The organism is Mesorhizobium sp. M0317 (genome assembly GCF_040321555.1).
Taxonomy (GTDB): Bacteria; Pseudomonadota; Alphaproteobacteria; order Rhizobiales; family Rhizobiaceae; genus Mesorhizobium.
This window is the reverse complement of the sequence record NZ_JAMYRV010000004.1, coordinates 115,875-134,031: the sequence shown is the minus strand read 5'-3', so window position 1 is coordinate 134,031 and position 18,157 is coordinate 115,875. Positions and strand designations below refer to the sequence as shown.

The window sequence follows — 18,157 nt, the reverse complement described above, 5'->3', positions numbered from 1 at the left end:
TCACCACTCATTGGTCGCCACTCCGGGGATCGAGCGCATCGCGCAGGCCGTCGCCAAGCAGGTTGAAGCCGAGGCTGACGATGAGGATGGCGAAGCCCGGCGCGCCGGCCACCCACCATTGGTCGAGTACGAAGCGGCGGCCGGACGCGATCATCGTGCCCCATTCCGGCAGCGGCGGCTGGGCGCCGAGGCCGAGGAAGCCGAGGCCGGCGGCGGTGAGGATGATGCCGGCCATGTCGAGCGTCACCCGGATGATCAGCGAAGAGATGCAGAGCGGCATGATGTGGCGCAGCACGATGCGGAACGGCGAGGCGCCCATCAATTGCACCGCCTTGATGTAATCGGAATTGCGCACGGTCATCGTTTCGGCGCGGGCAATTCGGGCGTAAGGCGGCCACGAGGTGATGGCGATGGCCAGCACCGCGTTTTCGATACCGGGTCCAAGGGCCGCGACAAAGGCCAGCGCCAGGATCAGCTTGGGGAAGGCAAGGAAGATGTCGGTGATGCGCATCAGAATGGCATCGGTCCAGCCGCCGGCATAGCCGGCGACGGTGCCGACCAAAAGGCCGATGGGGGCTGCGATGACGGCGACGAGAATGACGACATAGAGCGTCCAGCGTGAGCCGAAAAGAATGCGCGAATAGATATCGCGGCCGAGATCGTCGGTGCCGAACCAATGCGCCGCACTCGGCGCCAAAAGCCGGGCATTCTTGAGATCGCCGATGGTCGGCGAATAGGGCGCCAGCACATCGGCAAAGGCGGCGACCAGTAGCAGCGCGATGATGATGAGCAGGCCGAGAAACGCCAGCCGGTTGGCGGAAAAGCGCCGCCAGGCGACATAGGCGCGGCCGAGCCGTGCCTGCATGCGCGAGGCCGGCCGATCGCTGAGCAGCCAATCGCGGCGCGTTTGGATTGCTTCGGCGCTCATCCTGTCTTCGTCCTCGGATCGAGCACCTTGTAGAGAACATCGGACAGGAGATTGATGCCGATGAACACCGAACCGATGACGATGGTGCCGCCGAGCACGGCGTTCATGTCGGCGTTCTGCAGCGAATTGGTGATGTAGAGGCCGATGCCGGGCCAGGAGAACACCGTCTCGGTCAGCACCGAACCTTCGAGCAGCCCGGCATAGGACAGCGCGATCACCGTGACCATCGGCACCGCGGCGTTGCGCAGCGCATGGCCCCAGATGATTCGCGTTTCAGACAGGCCCTTGGCGCGCGCGGCGACTATGTATTCCTGCGACAGCTCATTCAGCATGAAGGAGCGCGTCATTCGGCTGATATAGGCGAGCGAGAAATAGCCCAGCAGCCCTGCGGGCAGGATGATGTGGCGGTAAGCGTCGTAGAAGACATCCCACTGGCCCTGCAGCGCGGCGTCGAGCAGGTAGAAGCCGGTGATCGGTGTGAATGTGTACTCGTAGACGATGTCGAGGCGGCCGGGAAAAGCCACCCATTGGAGCTTGGCGTAGAACAGGACAAGCCCCAAAAGCCCGATCCAGAAGATAGGCACGGAATAGCCAATCAGGCCGACAATGCGAACGATCTGGTCGATGAGACTGCCGCGTTTTACCGCTGCCAGCACGCCGAGCGGCACGCCGATCAACGAGCCTATCAGAGTGCCCAAAGTCGCCAGTTCGATCGTTGCCGGAAAGGCACGGCGGATGTCGGTCATCACAGGATTGGTGGTCAGCACAGAGGTGCCGAAATCGCCGTTCAGCGCATGCTTGAGATAGATATAGAATTGCTCGATCAACGGCAGGTCGAGCCCCATCTCGCGGCGGGTGCGCTCGACGACATTGGCCGGTGCGCGGTCGCCGAGCACCGCCAGCACCGGATCAATCGGGATGACGCGGCCGATGAAAAAGGTCACCGCGAGGAGGCCGAGATAGGTGGTGACGGCGATGACCAGGAAGCGGCCGATGGCCAATAAAATAGCGACGGCGCGGGCGCTTCCCTGCCCCGCCGTCGCCTGGTTTTCAATCGCGCTCATCAGGCGCGTCCGCCGTCGCTATTCCTTGGAGACCGGGCCGACGAAGTTGGAGTCGAAGCTCGGACCGAGCGCAAAGCCTTTCAGGTTTTTGCGCAGGCCTGCCACTTCCAATTGCTGGTGGATGATGACGAAGGGACTGGTGTCGAGGATCGTCTTTTCAAGGCTCTTGTACATATCGGCGCGCTTGCCGGCATCCTTCTCCAGCAAGGCTGCTTCGGTCTGCTTTGTCAGGTCCGGGATGTCCCAGGCATTGCGCCAGGCCAGCGTCTTGGTCTTGCCTTCATCCGAATTGTCCGGGTTTGAGGCAAAGGTCTGGGCGTTGGAGTTCGGATCGAAATAGTCCTGGCCCCACTGGCCGATATAGATGTCATGATTGCGGGCGCGGTATTTGGTCAGCGTCTGCTTGCCGTCGCCCGGGATAATTTCCAGCTTGATGCCGGCCTGGCCAAGCGTCTGCTGGATCGATTCCGCCATGCCCGTTGTCGGCTGTCCCGTGCGTACATCCATGGTTACGCTGAAGCCGTCGGCCAGGCCGGCCTTGGTCAGCAGTTCCTTGGCCTTGGCGACGTCGAACTTGAACGGATTTTCGTCCAGTTCCCCCAGCACGCCCTTGGGCAGGAAGGTCTGGTGAATCTCGCCAATGCCCTTGAGGATGGTCGTGCTCAGCGCATCGTAGTCGACCAGATATTTGAACGCCTGGCGAACCTCGGGCTTGGCGAGGTTCGGATTCTTCTGGTTGAGGCTGATATAATAGACCGTGCCCTTCGGCGCGCTGGTCGTGGTGAGATCGGCATTCTTGGCGATGGCGTCGAGATCGTTCGGCTCGAGGTTGCGGGCAACGTCGATGTCGCCTGCTTCGAGCGCCAGGCGCTGTGCCGAGCTTTCCTTCATGTTGCGGTAGATGACGCGGGCGAGCTTGGCCTTCTCGCCATTGTAATTGTCGTTGCGCTCGAGCACGACGACCTCATTGGCCCGCCATTCGCGCAGCTTGTAGGCGCCGGATCCGGCATAACCGGTCTTCAGGAAGGCGTTGCCGAAATCGTTGTCCCATTTGTAGTCGGCACTCGGCGTCACCGCGGCGACATGTTCCTTGACCAGCTTTGCGTCGACGACCGAAGCGACCGTTGCCGACAGGCAGTTTAACACGAAGCTCGGCGCATAGGCCTTGTCGACGGTGAACTGGAAGGTGGTGTCGTCGACGGCCTTGGCCTTGTCGGCAACATTGTCGCCGCTGATGCCGAACTGGTTGATGATGAATGCCGGCGGCTTGTCCAGCTTGATGGCGCGCTCGAAGGAATAGGCGACATCGGCGGCGGTCAGTGGATTGCCCGAAGCGAACTTTAGGCCGGGCTTGAGCTTGAACGTATAGACCAGGCCGTCGTCGGAGACGGTCCAGCTCTCGGCAAGGTCGCCCTTGACCTTGGAGGTGTCGCTGAGGTCGAGGCGGACCAGCAGATCATAGGTGTTGCCGGTGACTTCGGCGGTCGACAGTTCGAACGCCTCGCCCGGATCCATGGAGATGATGTCGTCGATGGCAAAACCTTCGACCAGCGTGTCGGCGGGGGTCACGGCAAAGGCCGGCGCGACGCCAATGAGCAGAGCGGACATGGCAGCACCTGCGAGCCAGACGCGCGAACGTAGAGCAAACTTTTCCATCATCATGATGATTGTTCCCTGTTTTGTTGATTGTTGACCCCGAGTTCCCGGCTCAGGGCTGCAGTAATCTTTTTCGCGGCCGGAGGACGACCGTTAGAGCCCATACCGTGTTGATTTTTTTCCAGTTGGTCAACACCCTATCCGGCAGCCCTCCAACCGGCAACGGGCATTTTTGCGAGCCGGCATACTGGACCGGAATATGCTGTGCGCGTCGAAGCATGGGCGAGCCAATTGCAGCCGCCGATGGGGAAAAATCTGCTCTTTTCGGTGTTACTTGATGGCAGCAACCAGATCGGCGTCGGGGAAGCAGGTGGCGGGGCGGCCGTTCTTTTCCTGCCAGCTGCCGATCGAGCGGCGGGTCTTGAAGCCGGGCAGGCCGTCGGCGCTGCCGACATCGTAGCCCTTGGCCTCCAGCGCCCGTTGCAGCGCGGCGATGTCGGAACGATGCAGGCCGCCGACCGCACCCCAGCTGCCGACGAAATCAGCATCGCCATGGGCGATGCGGTCAGCGCCATGGCCGATGAACAGGGCGTAGAGGTCGCTGGTGTTGTATTGCTTCAGCAGGTAGAAATTTGTCGTGGCGATGAAGGCCGGACCGCTGCGTCCGGCCGGCATCAAAAGGAACCCTTCCGCCTTCAGTTCGTTGGCCGGAAAGGCTTTGCCGCCGACGCGGCTGATTCCCATCGCCGCCCAGGCTGAGATCTTCTTGCCCTGGTCGGGACCTTCGAGCGAGCAGGAAACGCTTTCCGGAACCGTCACCTCGAAACCCCAGCCACGCCCCTTCACCCAGCCATAGTGGACGAGATAGTTGGCGATCGAGGCCAGCACGTCCGGCGTCGAATTCCAGATGTCCGGGTGCCCATCACCGTCGTAGTCGACGGCGTGCTTCAGGAACGAGGTCGGCATGAATTGCGGCTGGCCGAGCGCGCCGGCCCAGGACGATTTCATGGCGCCGACCGGCGCCAACCCATGCTCGACGATCTCGAGCGCCGCCAGTACCTCGGTGCGGAAGAAGTCCTTCCTGGTCGACATGAACGCCTTGGTGCCGAGAACCTCGAAGGCGTCGTAGGGCATTTTCGCCGCGCCGAAGCCGGTCTCGCGGCCCCAGATCGCCAACAGTATCTCGCCCGGGACACCGTAGCGCTTTTCGATCGCAGCCAGCGTCCTGGCGTTGGCCGCCTCGCGCGTGCGCCCACCTGACGTGACGGCGCGCACCGTCTTTTCGGCGAAATAGGCGCCGGGCGAACCGAACTCCGCCTGATGCTGTTTTTGCGGGGTTTTGGGTTTCTCGCCGGGCAGGACGAGGTCGGGCAATTTGAGGTTCGGCTTCACGCCATCGAAAGCGGCGTCGAAGGTGGATTTGGAGATGCCTTTGGTCTGGGCTTCCGGCCAGAGATCGGTTTGCAGCCAGGCGCGGAACTGGTCGTCGATTTTGGCGGCGGAGGCGGGGGCTACAAAAAGCAGGGCAACAAGGGATGCGAGAAGCGCAACGAGCGCCAATCCGAAAGGTCCGCTTTCTGTCGCGCCCCCCTCTGTCCTGCCGGACATCTCCCCCACAAGGGGAGAGATTGGCTGTCGCTTCGGTTTTCGCCAACCACCAGCGTTGAAAGAAGAATGCCGCCCGAGAAGCTGCTGATCTCCCCCCTTGAGGGGGAGATGTCCGGGAGGACAGAGGGGGGTGTTTGGCGCAAACCTCGAAGAATGCGAAGCTTTCATGTCGCACATCCTGCCCGCCAATTGCGTCAAAACGCCGTCCGCGAGCGCAAGGCCGCCGCCAGCGTACCCTCATCCAGATAATCAAGCTCGCCGCCAACCGGCACGCCATGGGCAAGTCGTGTCACCTTGACCTCGAAGCCCGACAACTGGTCGGTGAGATAGTGCGCCGTCGTCTGGCCCTCGACCGTGGCGTTGACGGCGAGGATCACCTCCTTCACCTCGCCGCCGGCGACGCGGTCGACCAGCGAGCGGACATTGAGCTGGTCGGGGCCGATGCCGTCGAGCGGCGACAGCGTGCCGCCGAGCACATGGTAGCGCACATTCATGGCCGCCGCCCGCTCCAGCGCCCAGAGGTCGGAGACATCCTCGACGACGATCAGCGTCGAGGCATCGCGGCGCGGATCGGTGCAGATCATGCAAGGGTCGGAGGTATCGACATTGCCGCAGGTCGTGCAGATGCGCACCTTGTCGGCGGCTTCAGCCATGGCGGCGGCGAGCGGCGACAAAAGCTGCTCCTTCTTCTTGATGAGGTGCAGTGCCGCACGCCTGGCCGAACGCGGCCCTAGCCCCGGCACCTTGGCCAGGAGCTGGATCAGGCGTTCGATCTCGGGACCGGCGATTCGCTTCGACATCGCACTGATCTAGGATTTTTCCGCGCGCTTTGAAACATGCCGCATACGCACCGAGCCCGCCATGCTGCCATGGCGGGCTCGGAAAATGTTCTGGGCGTCAGTAGGCTGAGAGCGGCCGGGTTTGATCGACGATCATTGCGCCGATAGCGTCGGTGTTCTCAGGCGTCGACTGGAAGCCCATCGACGCTTCCTGCGTCGCCGATGGAACCGAGGTGATGTAGCGGGCGTTCAGCGTGCCGCCGAAACGCGAGGCATCCGGCTCGGCCATCGGCTCCTGCATCGCCACCTCCGTCTGCTTGGCGGCGACGCGGGCGCTCTTGGCGGGCGCCGCGAAAGCCGTCACATAGGTCTGCTCGGCCGGGGCACGTGTCGCCTTGGCTGCGCGAACCGCCGCGGCCTGCTTGGCAGGATCTGGACGGACAATGGTCTTCACCACCGGCTCGGCGTAGGCAACCTGCACCGGCGCTTCGGGCACAGGCGCGCGCGGCGTCCCCGAGGCAACCATGGTCGTGGATTCATCCGGCAGCGGCTGCCAGTTGCGGCCGCGCTTCTCGTAGAAGGCGTTGCCGCCGGCAACCATGGTGTAATGCATGTTCTTGTAGGGGAACCTCAGGCCGGCGGTGTGGAAGTACATCGTGTTCTTCAGCTTGGCCTTGCGCTCGCCCTTCAGCACCGCATCGGCGGCCTCCTCGACATCGGGCATCGCTTTCGAATTCATCGCCCGCGTCATCACGCCGGGCGCGAACTGGCCCGGTTCGCCAACCACTTGGCAAATGGTGCTGCCATGATTGCCGGAGCGCAGCCGGTTCATCACCACCGTGCCGACGGCGATCATGCCGTCACGGCTCGAGCGGTTGGACTCGAAGAACATCGCCCGCTCCAGGCATTCCTTCTCCTTCGGCGTGTTGCGGTAGGCGCGCGTCGAAAGGAAGCTGGGCGTGATGGCGTCGGTCAGGCTGGCGACCGACAGGCCGTGCGAAGACGTGGTCTGGCTACAACCGGCCAGGAACATAGGGGAGAAGATGATGCCGAGCAGAAGCGGCGTCTTCCATCGCGTCGCGATCAACAAAAATGCCTCATTGTCCAGATGCCAGCCCGCCCCGAGATGGGGCAAGAATGAGACTCTTAAAGGCAAAAAGATGGCTAAAGGATTAGCTTTCGTGCAGCATAGGTAAAACTTTATAAATGCCCGGATATGTCCGCGTGAGCAAAGCCGGAGAAAGTCTTAACAACAGCCTCCGCAGCCGATTTCCCTTCGTAATCAATTAACTGCTTGGAGCCGGCTCAGAACGGCAATTTCATTCCGGGCGGGATCGGCAAGCCTGCCGTCAGCGCCTTGGTCTTCTCCTGCATAATCTGCTCGACCTTATTTTTGGCGTCATTGTGAGCGGCCAGCAGCAGGTCTTCGAGAATCTCGACCTCGTCCTCCTTGAACAGCGAGGGATCGATCTTCAGCGACTTCATCTCGAACTTGCCGGTCAGCGTGACGCTGACCAGGCCGCCGCCGGCCTGCCCGCTTGCTTCTATCGTGGCGATCTCGTCCTGCATGGCCTGAAACTTGGCCTGCATTTCCTTCGCCTTGCCCATCAGGCCGAGAAGATCTTTCATGGTCGGGTCCTTTGCGGATTCGTACTGTGGTCAGGTTTCGTCGTCGTCGGACGGCGGCTCGACCGGCACTTCGGCCTTGTCCGTGTCGACTTCCGGCGCGTCGGGAATGCGCACGTCGATGATCTTGGCGCCGGGAAAGCGCGCGAGGATGGCGGCCACCGCCGGATCACTTTTCGCATCGGAGAAAGCAGTCTCGCGCCTGGTCGATTCCATCTCGGCCAACGTCTGGCCGCCCTCTTCCTTCGACAGCGACACCAGCCAGTTGCGGCCGGTCCAGGCCCGCAGCTTCGCCGTCAAGTCGTTGAGCAGCATCTTGGGCGCATCGGCGGTCAGGCCGACGTCGATACGGCCGGGTTCGATGCGCACCAGGCGAATACAGCTCTTGACCAGCACCTTGAAGGCGATGTCACGCTGCGCGTCGGCAAGAGCGACAATATCGGCCAGCGATTTCAGCGGCGGCGATTGCGGCTCCACGACCGGCTGCGGAGGCGCGACAAAGGCGACCGGGGGCGCGCCGACCAATCGCATGGTTTGCGCACCGGCTGGCCCGGACGGCATCCGGGTCTGCGCTACCGCGCTGGCGCCGCCGCCATTGCCGGCATTTACCGGCGCACCATTCGGGCGTGAAACACTACCGGACGCCGGAGCGCCGCTCTCCAGAGATTTCAGCGCCTCGTCCAGCGTCGGCAGGTCGGCGGCATGCGCCAGCCGGATCAGCACCATCTCGCCGGCGCTGACCGGTCGGCTGGATGACTGCACCTCGGGAATGCCTTTCAAGAGCATCTGCCAGGTTCGCGACAGAACCTTGACCGACAGCGTGCTGGCGAAGTCGGCGCCGCGGCGGCGCTCATCCTCGGACAGGGAAGCGTCGTCGGCAGCCGTCGGCACGAAGCGCAGCCGGGTGACGAGGTGGTTGAATTCGGCCAGATCGGTCAGCACGGCAGTCGGATCGGCGCCGGTGTCGTACTGGTTGCGGAATTCGGCAAGGGCGGCCGCCACATCGCCCTTCATGACATGTTCGAACAGGTCGACGATGCGGGCGCGGTCGGCGAGACCCAGCATGGCGCGCACCGCTTCGGCGCTGACGGCGCCGCCGCCATGGGCGATCGCCTGGTCGAGGATGGAGAGCGAATCGCGGGCCGAGCCTTCGGCGGCGCGCGCGATCATCGCCAGCGCGTCGTCGTCGACCGATATGCCTTCCTTGCCGGCAATCGAGGAGAGGTGCGCGACCAGTGCGCCAGCATCGATGCGTCTCAGGTCGAAACGCTGGCAGCGCGACAGCACGGTGATCGGCACTTTGCGGATTTCGGTGGTGGCAAAGATGAATTTGACGTGCGGCGGCGGCTCTTCCAGCGTCTTCAACAGGCCGTTGAAGGCCTGGGTGGAGAGCATGTGCACTTCGTCGATGATGTAGACTTTGTAGCGCGCCGACACCGGGGCATAGCGCACGCGCTCGATAATGTCCCTGATGTCGTCGATGCCGGTATGCGACGCGGCGTCCATCTCGATGACGTCGACATGGCGGCCTTCCATGATCGCCTGGCAGTGCTCGCCCAGGAAGGCGAGGTCGACCGAGGGATGGTCGACCGTCGGCGTCTTGTAGTTGAGCGCCCGTGCCAGGATGCGCGCCGTCGTGGTCTTACCGACGCCGCGCACGCCGGTCAGCATCCAGGCCTGGGCGATGCGGCCTGTGGAGAAAGCGTTGGTCAAAGTGCGGACCATCGGCTCCTGGCCGATCAGTTCGGAGAAATTCGACGGACGATATTTGCGCGCCAGCACGCGATAGGCGACGGCCTTTTGCTTCTCCAGGTTTTCGGGGTCCGAATTTCCGGCTTCGCTCATTCGCCCGTAAAGCTCCAAAAGGCCGCGTCTCAGCGTAGCCGATTCCTGCTAGATCGTTTCACCGTTTTCTGAAACGGCAAACCGCTCTACCCTTTGCTTTAACGCAATTCCGGACGGGAAACCGCTCACACTTTCCCTGGAATTGCTCCAATAGTCTCGCCCGCGCTGCAATGCGTCGTCAATGTCGCGAGAGGGGCCGATGAGGTGGGAGGCTGGAACAATGACCCGTTCCGGGCTCGTTAGGGCTGCTTCCTTCCGGACCTGACCCGGTTGGCGAGTGGATCGTCCACCACCAACCTCCCGCGTTCCATATCGGCAATTCAGCGATCAAATGCAAGGGTGCATTGAGAATCGGATGCCCGTGAACTCCGCCGCTCAATGAATCGCTTGCAGCCCCCGTGCAGCCGCTCTAGCGTCATGAGTTTGGGAATAATGCGAGAAGCGCAAGGGAAACGCCAATGCTACCGGGCCTCAAGGCCGGATTCACGCTCGACTCCAGGCTGGAGGCGGATAGCGAGCAGCTGATGTGGCTCGGCCTGTGCGAGCTCAGGGTGATGAACGATAGCCGCTGGCCATGGCTGGTCCTGGTGCCGCAGCGGCCGGGGGCCGAAGAAATCCACGACATGACGCCGCTCGACCAGGCGATGTTGACCTTCGAAACCAACATGGTGGCGCAGGCGCTGAAAAAAACCACGGGCTGCACCAAGATCAACACCGGCGCGCTCGGCAACATCGTTCGGCAATTGCATGTCCACGTCATCGCCCGCTCGGAAGGCGATCCGGGCTGGCCGGGGCCGGTGTGGGGGCACGGCATGCGCGAGCCCTATGAGCGTTCAGGCATCCGCCAGTTTGCGCAACAGATCAAGGCGGCGCTATAAGAGCCGCCTGTGTCCATTCCTAGACGTTCGAGCTTCCATGACCTTTCGCCTTTTTGACGCGCCCTTGCGCGAACCGAGCCAGTTCGTCGGCTTCGCCGGAAACACGATTGATCGGCAATCCGAGAACCGCGCCGACGATTCCGTCGAAAAGGCGTTGGCCGATCCCTCGGCACGTCTTTTGCCGATGCATGGCGGACGGCTGTATCTGAAATTCCACGATGGCAGCTTCGACCCTTGGTTCGATCTGGCTGAGAGCCAGAAGCTGCAGCCATCACTCGCACAAGGCGTGCTGCTTGGCTTTGCCGAGAGCGGCCCGGTACTTGCCGTGCCGGTCGGCCTCGATCCCGAACAGCTACCGGAGACCATGAAGGCGATCGATTATCGCTCGGTCTATATGCAGGGGCTGATCGACGAGGCGGCAGCGGGCGCGCTGGCGCAAGGCGCCGCCCTGCTTGCCTGGCATGCCACCCATCGCTTCTGCAGCAAATGCGGCCATGAATCGCAAATGCGGGCCGGCGGCTACAAGCGCCATTGCCCAAATTGCGGCACCGAGCACTTTCCACGCACCGATCCGGTGGCGATTATGCTGACGGCGATGCGGGAAAAATGCCTGCTCGGCCGCGGCCGGCATTTCGGGCCCGGCATGTACTCGGCGCTTGCCGGCTTCATCGAGCCGGGCGAGACGATCGAGGCGGCGGTGCGCCGCGAAACGCTGGAGGAAGCCGGCATCCGGCTCGGCCGCGTCGTCTACCATGCCAGCCAACCCTGGCCGTTCCCCTATTCGCTGATGATCGGCTGTTTCGGCGAACCGCTCAATGACGACATCCAGGCCGATCTCAACGAGTTGGAAGATTGCCGCTGGTTTTTTCGCGACGAGGTGCGTTCCATGCTGGAGAGGACGCACAAGGACAATCTGGTCACGCCGCCGAAAGGCGCGATCGCGCATCATCTGATCCGCGCCTGGGTCGACAGCGAATAAGACTTGTTATTTTACGCAATTCCGGACGGAAAACCGCTTCACACTTTTCCTGGAATTGCTTAACGGGAGCAAAAAATGATCCGTCACACCGTGGTTTTCACCCTGAAGCACCCGCAGTACTCGCTGGAGGAAAAGCGGTTCCTCTCCGATGCCAAGCGCATTCTCAGCGCAATCAAGGGCGTCACCCATTTCGAGCCGCTGCGGCAAGTCAGCCCGAAGAACGACTATCACTTCGGCTTCTCGATGGAGTTCGTCGATCAGGCCGCCTACACCAGATATAACGAGCATCCCGACCACGTTGCCTTCGTGCGCGACCGCTGGATCCCGGAAATCGAAACCTTCATGGAAATCGACTATGTGCCGCTGACCCTGCTGGTTTAGGGGAACCTTAGTCCGCGACCTTCCACTGCTCGCGCGACTCGCTGGCGGGATAGACACCCAGAATGCGCACTTCGCGCGAGAAGAAGCGCAGTTCGTCCAGCGCCAGCTTGACCAGTGGATCGTCGGGATGGCCCTCGATATCGGCGTAGAACAGCGTCGCGGTGAAGGCGCCCAACTGATAGCTCTCCAGCTTCGTCATGTTGACGCCGTTGGTGGCGAAACCGCCCATTGCCTTGTAGAGCGCAGCCGGCACGTTGCGGACACGGAACATGAAGGTCGTCATCATCTTGGTGTCGGCCGAGGGCCGTTCGGCCAATCGCTTGTCCTTGGTCAGCACGACAAAGCGGGTGACATTCGAATCCGTGTCCTCGACGTTCTTCTCGATGATGTCGAGGCCGTAGAGTTCTGCGGCTAGCGCCGGGGCGAGCGAGGCCATGGTGCGGTCCTTGAGCTCCGAGACCAGCTTCGCAGAGCCCGCCGTGTCGCCGGCGATCACCGGCTTCCAACCGTTCTTGCGGATGTATTTGCGGCACTGTCCCAGCGCATGGATATGGCTGTGCACGGTCTTGATCTCTTCGCGTTTAACGCCGGGCAGCACCATCAGCTGGAAATGGATCGGCAGGAAATATTCGCCGACGATGTGGAGTTTCGATTCCGGCAACAGATGATGGATGTCGGCGACGCGGCCGGCGATGGTGTTTTCGATCGGGATCATGGCGAGGTCGGCCTTGTTGGTCTCGACCGCGTTGAAGGCGTCCTCGAAGGTCGGGCACGGCAACGGCTCCATCGAGGGGAACATGTTGCGGCTGGCGGTGTCGGAATTGGCGCCCGGTTCGCCCTGGAAGGCTATTCTGTTGGTCTTGTCAGGCATGCCGATATCTCAGGTTTGAAAGGATCTGCGGTGTCAGGAAAGAATTTATCTTCTCAGCAAAGAATTTGTCTGGCGCGTTCGAGGTCTTCCGGCGTGTCGACGCCGAGCGGCAGCGATTGCACGATCTCGGCATCGATGCGCATACCGGCCTCCAGCGCCCGCAACTGCTCCAGCCGCTCGCGCCGCTCCAGCGGCGACGGCTTCAAAGCGACGAAGCGTTCGAGGGCTGAGCGCCGATAGGCGTAGAGGCCGACATGGTGATAGAGCGGCCCCTCGCCCCAGGGCGCGGTGGCGCGGGTGAAATAGAGCGCCTTCAGCCGCGTCGCCGACAACGGCGAACCGACGATCTTGACGACGTTGGGGTTGGCCTTTTCCTCGTCGCGGACGATCTCGACGCCGAGCGTGGCGATGTCGACCGCAGCGTCCTCGAACGGTTTCAGCGCCGCACCGATGATCTTGGGATCGATGGTCGGCAGGTCGCCCTGCACATTGACGATGGTTTCGACCTTGCGATCGGGGTCGAGCGCGGTCAGCGCCTCGAAGATACGGTCGGAGCCGGATTCGTGGTCGGTGCGCGTCATCACCGCCTCGAAACCGTGCGCGCGCACCGCTTCGGCCACGTTGCGCGTGTCGGTTGCCACCACCACCCGGCCAAGCCCAGCCTCAGCGGCGCGGCGGGCGACATGGACGATCATCGGCGCGCCGGCTATGTCGGCCAGCGGCTTGCCCGGCAGGCGCGTCGAGGCCATGCGGGCCGGGATCAGGATGAGCGTGGACATCGAGGTTGCAAGGCGTTCGAAAGAGGATGGGGAAAGTGGCAAAAGGTCTCACTGGAAGCGCCCTTATAGGTGTTGCAACGCCCAAGCAAAAGACCTAGTTTCCGCCCGATTTGACCGGCTCGACGGGGTGGGTCACGATACCGACGGACGGAGTGGACGGAGAGGTCCGCCGGAAAAGGGAGCCCTGGGGCGTATGGATTCCAACGAAGTCAACAAACTGCTCGCCGGGTTGCTTGGAACCTGTTTCGTCGTCTTCTCGGTCGGTTTGGTGTCCGACGCCCTGTTTGCCTCGCCGGCGCCGGAAAAACCCGGCTTCGCCATCGAGGCGACGGAGCCTGCCGAAGGCGGCGCCGCCGGACCCGCGGCCGAAGCCAAGCCCATCGCCGAACTTCTGGCCACCGCCAATGTCGAGCAAGGTGCGGCCGTCTTCAAGAAATGCCAGGCCTGCCATTCCGGCGAAAAAGGCGGCCCCAACAAGGTCGGCCCGGATCTCTGGGACATCGTCGACCGCCCCGTCGCCGAGCATGAGGGCTTTGCCTATTCGGCCGGCATGAAAGAGTTTTCCAAGGGCGGCGCGGAGAAGTGGACCTATGACAACCTCAACCACTTCATCACCTCGCCGAAGAAATTCGTGAAGGGCACTGCGATGGGCTTTGCCGGCCTGCCGAAGGACGAGGACCGCGCCAACGTCATCGCCTATCTGCGCACGCTGTCGGATAGTCCGAAGCCGCTGCCGACGCCAGGTGCCGCCGCTGATGCAACCGCGCCGGGCAAGCCGGCCGAGGGTGCTGCTCCGGCCAAGCCGGCTGAAGGTGCAGCTCCAGCCCCTGCGACGCCGGCACCGGCGCCCGCCAAATAACCGAATTGTCATCTCCATGATCTCAAAAAAGCCGGGTTCAGGCCGGCTTTTTGTTAGGAAAATCGCATATGCGGCGACAAAGCCGCCGCATGGCGGTTTTCACCGGCGTCAAATCATTTAGGATTGCCGGGCATGGCGAAGAGGAGAACGCATGACGGTTGGCCGAACGCTTCTGAGGTCCTTTCTGGTTGTGGGCGCCCTCGCAGGCGGCCTGCAGGCAGCCTTCCCCCAGGAATGGCACACCACCTCTTCGCTGATCGGCCCCTCCAAATATGGCGAGAATTTCCAGCGCTACGATTATGTGAATCCGGATGCACCGAAGGGCGGTACCTACAATTCGGTCGTTTCCGGCACGTTCGACAGCTTCAATCCCTACATCGTGCAGGGCTCGCCGGCGGCCGGCCTGCAGCCATTTGGCGGCGGCCTGCTCTACGACACGCTCATGGATCAAGCGACTGACGAAGGCAGCGTCAGCCACCCGCTCATCGCCGATGCCTACAAGTACCCTACCGACTATTCCTCGGCCACCTACCGGCTCGACCCACGGGCGAAATGGCATGACGGACAGCCTATCACCACTGACGACGTGATCTGGTCGTTCCAGGTGCTGAAGGCCAACAGCCCGATGTACAGCCGCTATTTCGAAAACGTCACCGACGCCGTCGCTGTCTCGGACCGTGAGGTCGAGTTCCACTTCGACCAGAAGGGCAATCGCGAACTGCCCAAGATCCTCGGCGACCTTGTCGTGCTGCCCAAGCATTGGTGGGAAGGCACCGACGCCAATGGCAAGAAGCGCGACATCACCAAGGGGACGCTGGAGCCGCCGCTGGGCTCGGCTGCATACAAGATCGCCAGCTTCAAGGCGGGGTCGGAAATCGTCTGGCAGCGCGTCCCCGACTATTGGGGCGCCAAGCTGGCTGTGAAAATCGGTCGGGAGAATTTCGACACGCAGCACTTTACCTACATTCTTGACGACAACGCCTCCTGGGAGGCGTTCAAGAAAGGTGGCCTCGACGATATCAAGCCGGAAAACAGCTCGAAGCGCTGGGCGACGTTTTATGATTTCGCGGCGATCAAGGCCGGCGATGTGATCAAGCAGGAGTTCAAGACCACCTCGCCCGAGCCGATGCAGGCTTTCATGCTCAACCAGAGACACAAGCTGTTTGCCGATCGTCTGGTCAGGGCCGCGCTCACCTATCCCTTCGATTTCGAATCGATGAACCGCACGCTGTTCTTCGGTTTCAACACCCGCACCCACAGTTATTTCCAGGGCACGGAACTGGCCTCGAGCGGCCTGCCGCAAGGCAAGGAATTGGAGATCCTGGAGAAGTACCGCGACAAGCTGCCGCCGGAGCTGTTCACCCAGGAATTCAAGTTGCCGGTCTACGATTCGCCGCAGGCGGAGCGCAAATATCTGAAGCAGGCGGTCGACCTGTTCGCCCAGGCCGGCTGGGTGATCAAGGGCGGCAAGATGGTCAACGCCAAGACCGGCGAGCCATTCAAGTTTGAAATCCTAGGCTCGAATGAAACCGACCAGGTCATTTCCAGCCCCTGGATCGCCAATCTGCGCAAGATCGGCGTCGATGCGACACTGCGCATCGTCGACCCGAGCCAGTACACCAACCGCGTCAGAAATTTCGATTACGACGTCATCACAGGACAGCTCCAACAGTCGGAATCGCCCGGCAACGAGCAGCGCGATTTCTGGAGCTCCAAGGCCGCCGACACACCGGCATCGCGCAATTATTCCGGCATCAAGAACCCGGTCGTTGACGCCCTTGTCGACCGCATCATTTTTGCCACGGATCGCGATGACCTCGTCGCCACCACCCATGCGCTCGATCGCGTGCTGCTGTGGAATTACTATGTGGTGCCGCAATACTATCGCGCCGTTGTGTGGCTGGCTTACTGGAACAAGTTCGGCATCCCGGAAAAGCAGCCCGGCTACCGTGGCGCCGATATCGATTCCTGGTGGATCGATGCGGACAAGGAAAAGGCCCTGGCCGCCAAGTACAAGGGCAGCAATTGATGGCGGGGCTCCCTCGCCGCGATTTCCTGGCCCTCAGTGGCGCCGCGGCCGTTGCTGCGCTGCTGCCGGGCAAGGCTTTCGCCGCCAGCCCAACCGGCGTGAAACTGCATGGACTGTCGGCTTTCGGCGACCTCAAATACAAGCCGGACTTCACTCATTTCGACTATGTCAATGTCGATGCGCCGCAAGGTGGCATCTTCAACTTCCTGCCGCGCAACTGGCTTGCAAACCAGACGCCGCTGACCTTCAACACGCTGAATTCGTTCGTTCCCAAAGGCGATTCGCCCCAGCGTACGGAGATGTGCTTCGATTCACTGATGGTGAGAGCGTACGACGAACCTGACGCCGTTTACGGGCTGATCGCTGACGGCGTGACGATTTCCGACGACCGCAACGACTTCACCTTCTCGCTGCGCCCGCAGGCCCGCTTCCATGACAGCACGCCATTGACGGCAGAGGATGCCGCCTTCACCTTCAAGCTGCTCAAGGACAAGGGGCACCCGTACTATTCCCTGCCGCTAACGCATCTGGATGACGCGATTGCCGTGGATGCCCACACACTGCAGCTTAGGTTTTCCGGCAAGCAGACAAGCCGCACCATCCTCAACGTGGTCGAGTTCCCGGTCCTGTCGAAGGCGTTCTACACGGCCAACCCGTTCAATTCCTCGCAGATGAACCCGCCGTTGGGGTCAGCCGCCTACAAGGTCGGTCGCTGGTCGGCAGGGGCCTGGATCGAATATGAGCGTGTGGCTGATTATTGGGGCAACGACCTGCCGGTCAATCGCGGCCAGAACAATTTTCAGCGGATCCGCGTTGAGTTCTATCAGGACCGTAGCGTTGCCTTCGAAGCGTTCAAGAAGGGAGAAATCCTCTACAGGGAGGAATTCACCTCGCGCGTCTGGGCGACCGGCTACGACTTCCCAGCCTTCACTGCCGGCAAGGTGGTGAAGCACGAATTCCCGGCCGAAACGGTGCCTTCGATGCAGGGCACCGCCGTCAACCAGCGGCGCGAGCAGTTTCGCGACTCGCGCGTGCGGCAGGCGATCGGGCTCTGCTTCGACTTCGAATGGACGCGGCGCAATTTCTTCTACGGTTCCTATGAGCGCTCGCAATCCTGCTTCGAGAAATCCGAATTTCGCGCCGAGGGCAGACCGTCGCCACAAGAATTGGCTCTTCTTGAGCCGCTGCGTGAGCAGATTCCCGCCGAGGCTTTTGGCGAAGCCGTGATCCAGGACGCGTCGAACGGCTCCGGCCGCGACCGGCAGTTGCTTGGCAAGGCGGCCAAGCTTCTGGCCGAGGCCGGCTGGAAACGGTCCGGCAATTTCGTCGTGAACGACAAGGGTGGTCGGTTGTCCGCAGAGTTTCTTGTCGACGACGAAGTCTTCGAACAGGTCTACTCGCCCTGGGTCGAAAACATGAAGGCGGTCGGCATCGATGCCTCGATCCGGCTGGTGGATGCCGCGCAATATCAGCTGCGGCAGAATTCGTTCGACTACGACCTCGTTTCGGTCGCGGCCTCGTTTCCGGCGACGCCAACCCGTGATGACCTCGAAACCATTTTCCATTCGCGAGCAGCTACCGTATCGGGCTCTCGCAATCTGCCGGGAACGTCGAGCCCGGCCATCGACGCCCTGGTTGACGCCGCAGGTGCCGCCGAGGGTCGCGAAAGCCTGACAATTGCCATGCGCGCGCTCGACCGGGTCTTGCGTGCACGGAGGGATTGGATTCCAAGTTGGTTCCTGGCGAATCATCGAAGCGCCTATTGGGACATGTTCGGTTTTCCCGAGCGGAAACCCGATTTCGACTTCCCGGTCGAAGCGCTGTGCTGGGTCGACAAGGGCAAGGCGGCAAAAATTGGCAAAGGGTAGGCTGTTGCGCGGCACTTTACCCTCCCCCTCGTGGGGAGGGTCGGTGAGCACTTCGTGCGCAGCACGA

Annotated in this window: 16 protein-coding genes and 1 other RNA gene; 6 read left to right on the top strand and 11 right to left on the bottom strand. The window is 62.0% G+C overall.

The window, feature by feature from the left end; genetic code table 11:
* Nucleotides 1-7: 7 nt before the first annotated feature.
* The 9 genes from nikC to ffs form a co-directional block, all read right to left on the bottom strand.
* On the bottom strand, nucleotides 8-928 hold the full coding sequence (gene nikC, locus NKI88_RS05940; protein WP_023682024.1) for a nickel transporter permease: 921 nt from the start codon (nucleotides 926-928) through the stop codon (nucleotides 8-10).
* Nucleotides 925-1,992: an ABC transporter permease gene (locus NKI88_RS05935; RefSeq protein ID WP_023669524.1), complete on the bottom strand. Its 1,068-nt coding sequence runs from the start codon at nucleotides 1,990-1,992 to the stop codon at nucleotides 925-927. The genes nikC and NKI88_RS05935 overlap by 4 nt, the downstream gene beginning before the upstream one ends.
* An 18-nt stretch (nucleotides 1,993-2,010) precedes the next feature.
* The gene (locus NKI88_RS05930) at nucleotides 2,011-3,654 is read right to left on the bottom strand and encodes an ABC transporter substrate-binding protein (RefSeq protein ID WP_023730913.1); all 1,644 of its coding nucleotides are present in this window, start codon (nucleotides 3,652-3,654) and stop codon (nucleotides 2,011-2,013) included.
* 264 nt (nucleotides 3,655-3,918) lie between these two features.
* Entirely contained in the window at nucleotides 3,919-5,196 is a 1,278-nt protein-coding gene (locus tag NKI88_RS05925; protein WP_023730912.1) for a lytic murein transglycosylase, read from the bottom strand.
* A gap of 194 nt (nucleotides 5,197-5,390) precedes the next feature.
* The gene (gene recR / locus NKI88_RS05920; RefSeq protein ID WP_023669521.1) at nucleotides 5,391-5,996 is read right to left on the bottom strand and encodes a recombination mediator RecR; all 606 of its coding nucleotides are present in this window, start codon (nucleotides 5,994-5,996) and stop codon (nucleotides 5,391-5,393) included.
* A gap of 97 nt (nucleotides 5,997-6,093) precedes the next feature.
* Entirely contained in the window at nucleotides 6,094-7,062 is a 969-nt protein-coding gene (locus NKI88_RS05915) for a cell wall hydrolase (protein WP_023688761.1), read from the bottom strand.
* A gap of 218 nt (nucleotides 7,063-7,280) precedes the next feature.
* On the bottom strand, nucleotides 7,281-7,604 hold the full coding sequence (locus tag NKI88_RS05910) for a YbaB/EbfC family nucleoid-associated protein (protein ID WP_023730911.1): 324 nt from the start codon (nucleotides 7,602-7,604) through the stop codon (nucleotides 7,281-7,283).
* 30 nt (nucleotides 7,605-7,634) lie between these two features.
* The gene (locus NKI88_RS05905; RefSeq protein WP_352654180.1) at nucleotides 7,635-9,446 is read right to left on the bottom strand and encodes a DNA polymerase III subunit gamma/tau; all 1,812 of its coding nucleotides are present in this window, start codon (nucleotides 9,444-9,446) and stop codon (nucleotides 7,635-7,637) included.
* Nucleotides 9,447-9,650: 204 nt separating this feature from the next.
* Nucleotides 9,651-9,747: signal recognition particle sRNA small type (ffs, locus tag NKI88_RS05900), an RNA gene on the bottom strand.
* A 157-nt stretch (nucleotides 9,748-9,904) separates the two neighbouring features.
* On the opposite strand from ffs, the gene NKI88_RS05895 reads away from it, so the two are divergent.
* The 3 genes from NKI88_RS05895 (at nucleotide 9,905) to NKI88_RS05885 (ending at nucleotide 11,684) form a co-directional block, all read left to right on the top strand.
* Entirely contained in the window at nucleotides 9,905-10,324 is a 420-nt protein-coding gene (locus NKI88_RS05895) for an HIT domain-containing protein (RefSeq protein ID WP_352654178.1), read from the top strand.
* A 37-nt stretch (nucleotides 10,325-10,361) separates the two neighbouring features.
* Entirely contained in the window at nucleotides 10,362-11,303 is a 942-nt protein-coding gene (gene nudC / locus NKI88_RS05890; RefSeq protein ID WP_352654176.1) for an NAD(+) diphosphatase, read from the top strand.
* Between the two features lie 75 nt (nucleotides 11,304-11,378).
* Complete coding sequence (locus NKI88_RS05885) at nucleotides 11,379-11,684, top strand: Dabb family protein (protein ID WP_352654174.1); 306 nt, start codon at nucleotides 11,379-11,381, stop codon at nucleotides 11,682-11,684.
* A 7-nt stretch (nucleotides 11,685-11,691) separates the two neighbouring features.
* Here the strand turns inward: NKI88_RS05885 and NKI88_RS05880 are convergent, their stop codons facing one another.
* On the bottom strand, nucleotides 11,692-12,555 hold the full coding sequence (locus tag NKI88_RS05880; RefSeq protein WP_023682034.1) for a prephenate dehydratase: 864 nt from the start codon (nucleotides 12,553-12,555) through the stop codon (nucleotides 11,692-11,694).
* A gap of 53 nt (nucleotides 12,556-12,608) precedes the next feature.
* A complete protein-coding gene (locus NKI88_RS05875) occupies nucleotides 12,609-13,334 on the bottom strand; it encodes a 3-deoxy-manno-octulosonate cytidylyltransferase (RefSeq protein ID WP_023688766.1) in 726 nt (241 codons plus the stop codon).
* 193 nt (nucleotides 13,335-13,527) lie between these two features.
* On the opposite strand from NKI88_RS05875, the gene NKI88_RS05870 reads away from it, so the two are divergent.
* From NKI88_RS05870 to NKI88_RS05860, 3 genes are all read left to right on the top strand, one after another.
* Nucleotides 13,528-14,193, top strand: a complete 666-nt coding sequence (locus NKI88_RS05870; RefSeq protein WP_352654172.1) for a c-type cytochrome — start codon at nucleotides 13,528-13,530, stop codon at nucleotides 14,191-14,193.
* A gap of 151 nt (nucleotides 14,194-14,344) precedes the next feature.
* Nucleotides 14,345-16,222: an extracellular solute-binding protein gene (locus tag NKI88_RS05865; RefSeq protein ID WP_023730909.1), complete on the top strand. Its 1,878-nt coding sequence runs from the start codon at nucleotides 14,345-14,347 to the stop codon at nucleotides 16,220-16,222.
* A complete protein-coding gene (locus NKI88_RS05860; RefSeq protein WP_352654170.1) occupies nucleotides 16,222-18,090 on the top strand; it encodes an extracellular solute-binding protein in 1,869 nt (622 codons plus the stop codon). Before NKI88_RS05865 ends, NKI88_RS05860 begins: the two co-directional genes overlap by 1 nt.
* Nucleotides 18,091-18,157: the final 67 nt, after the last annotated feature.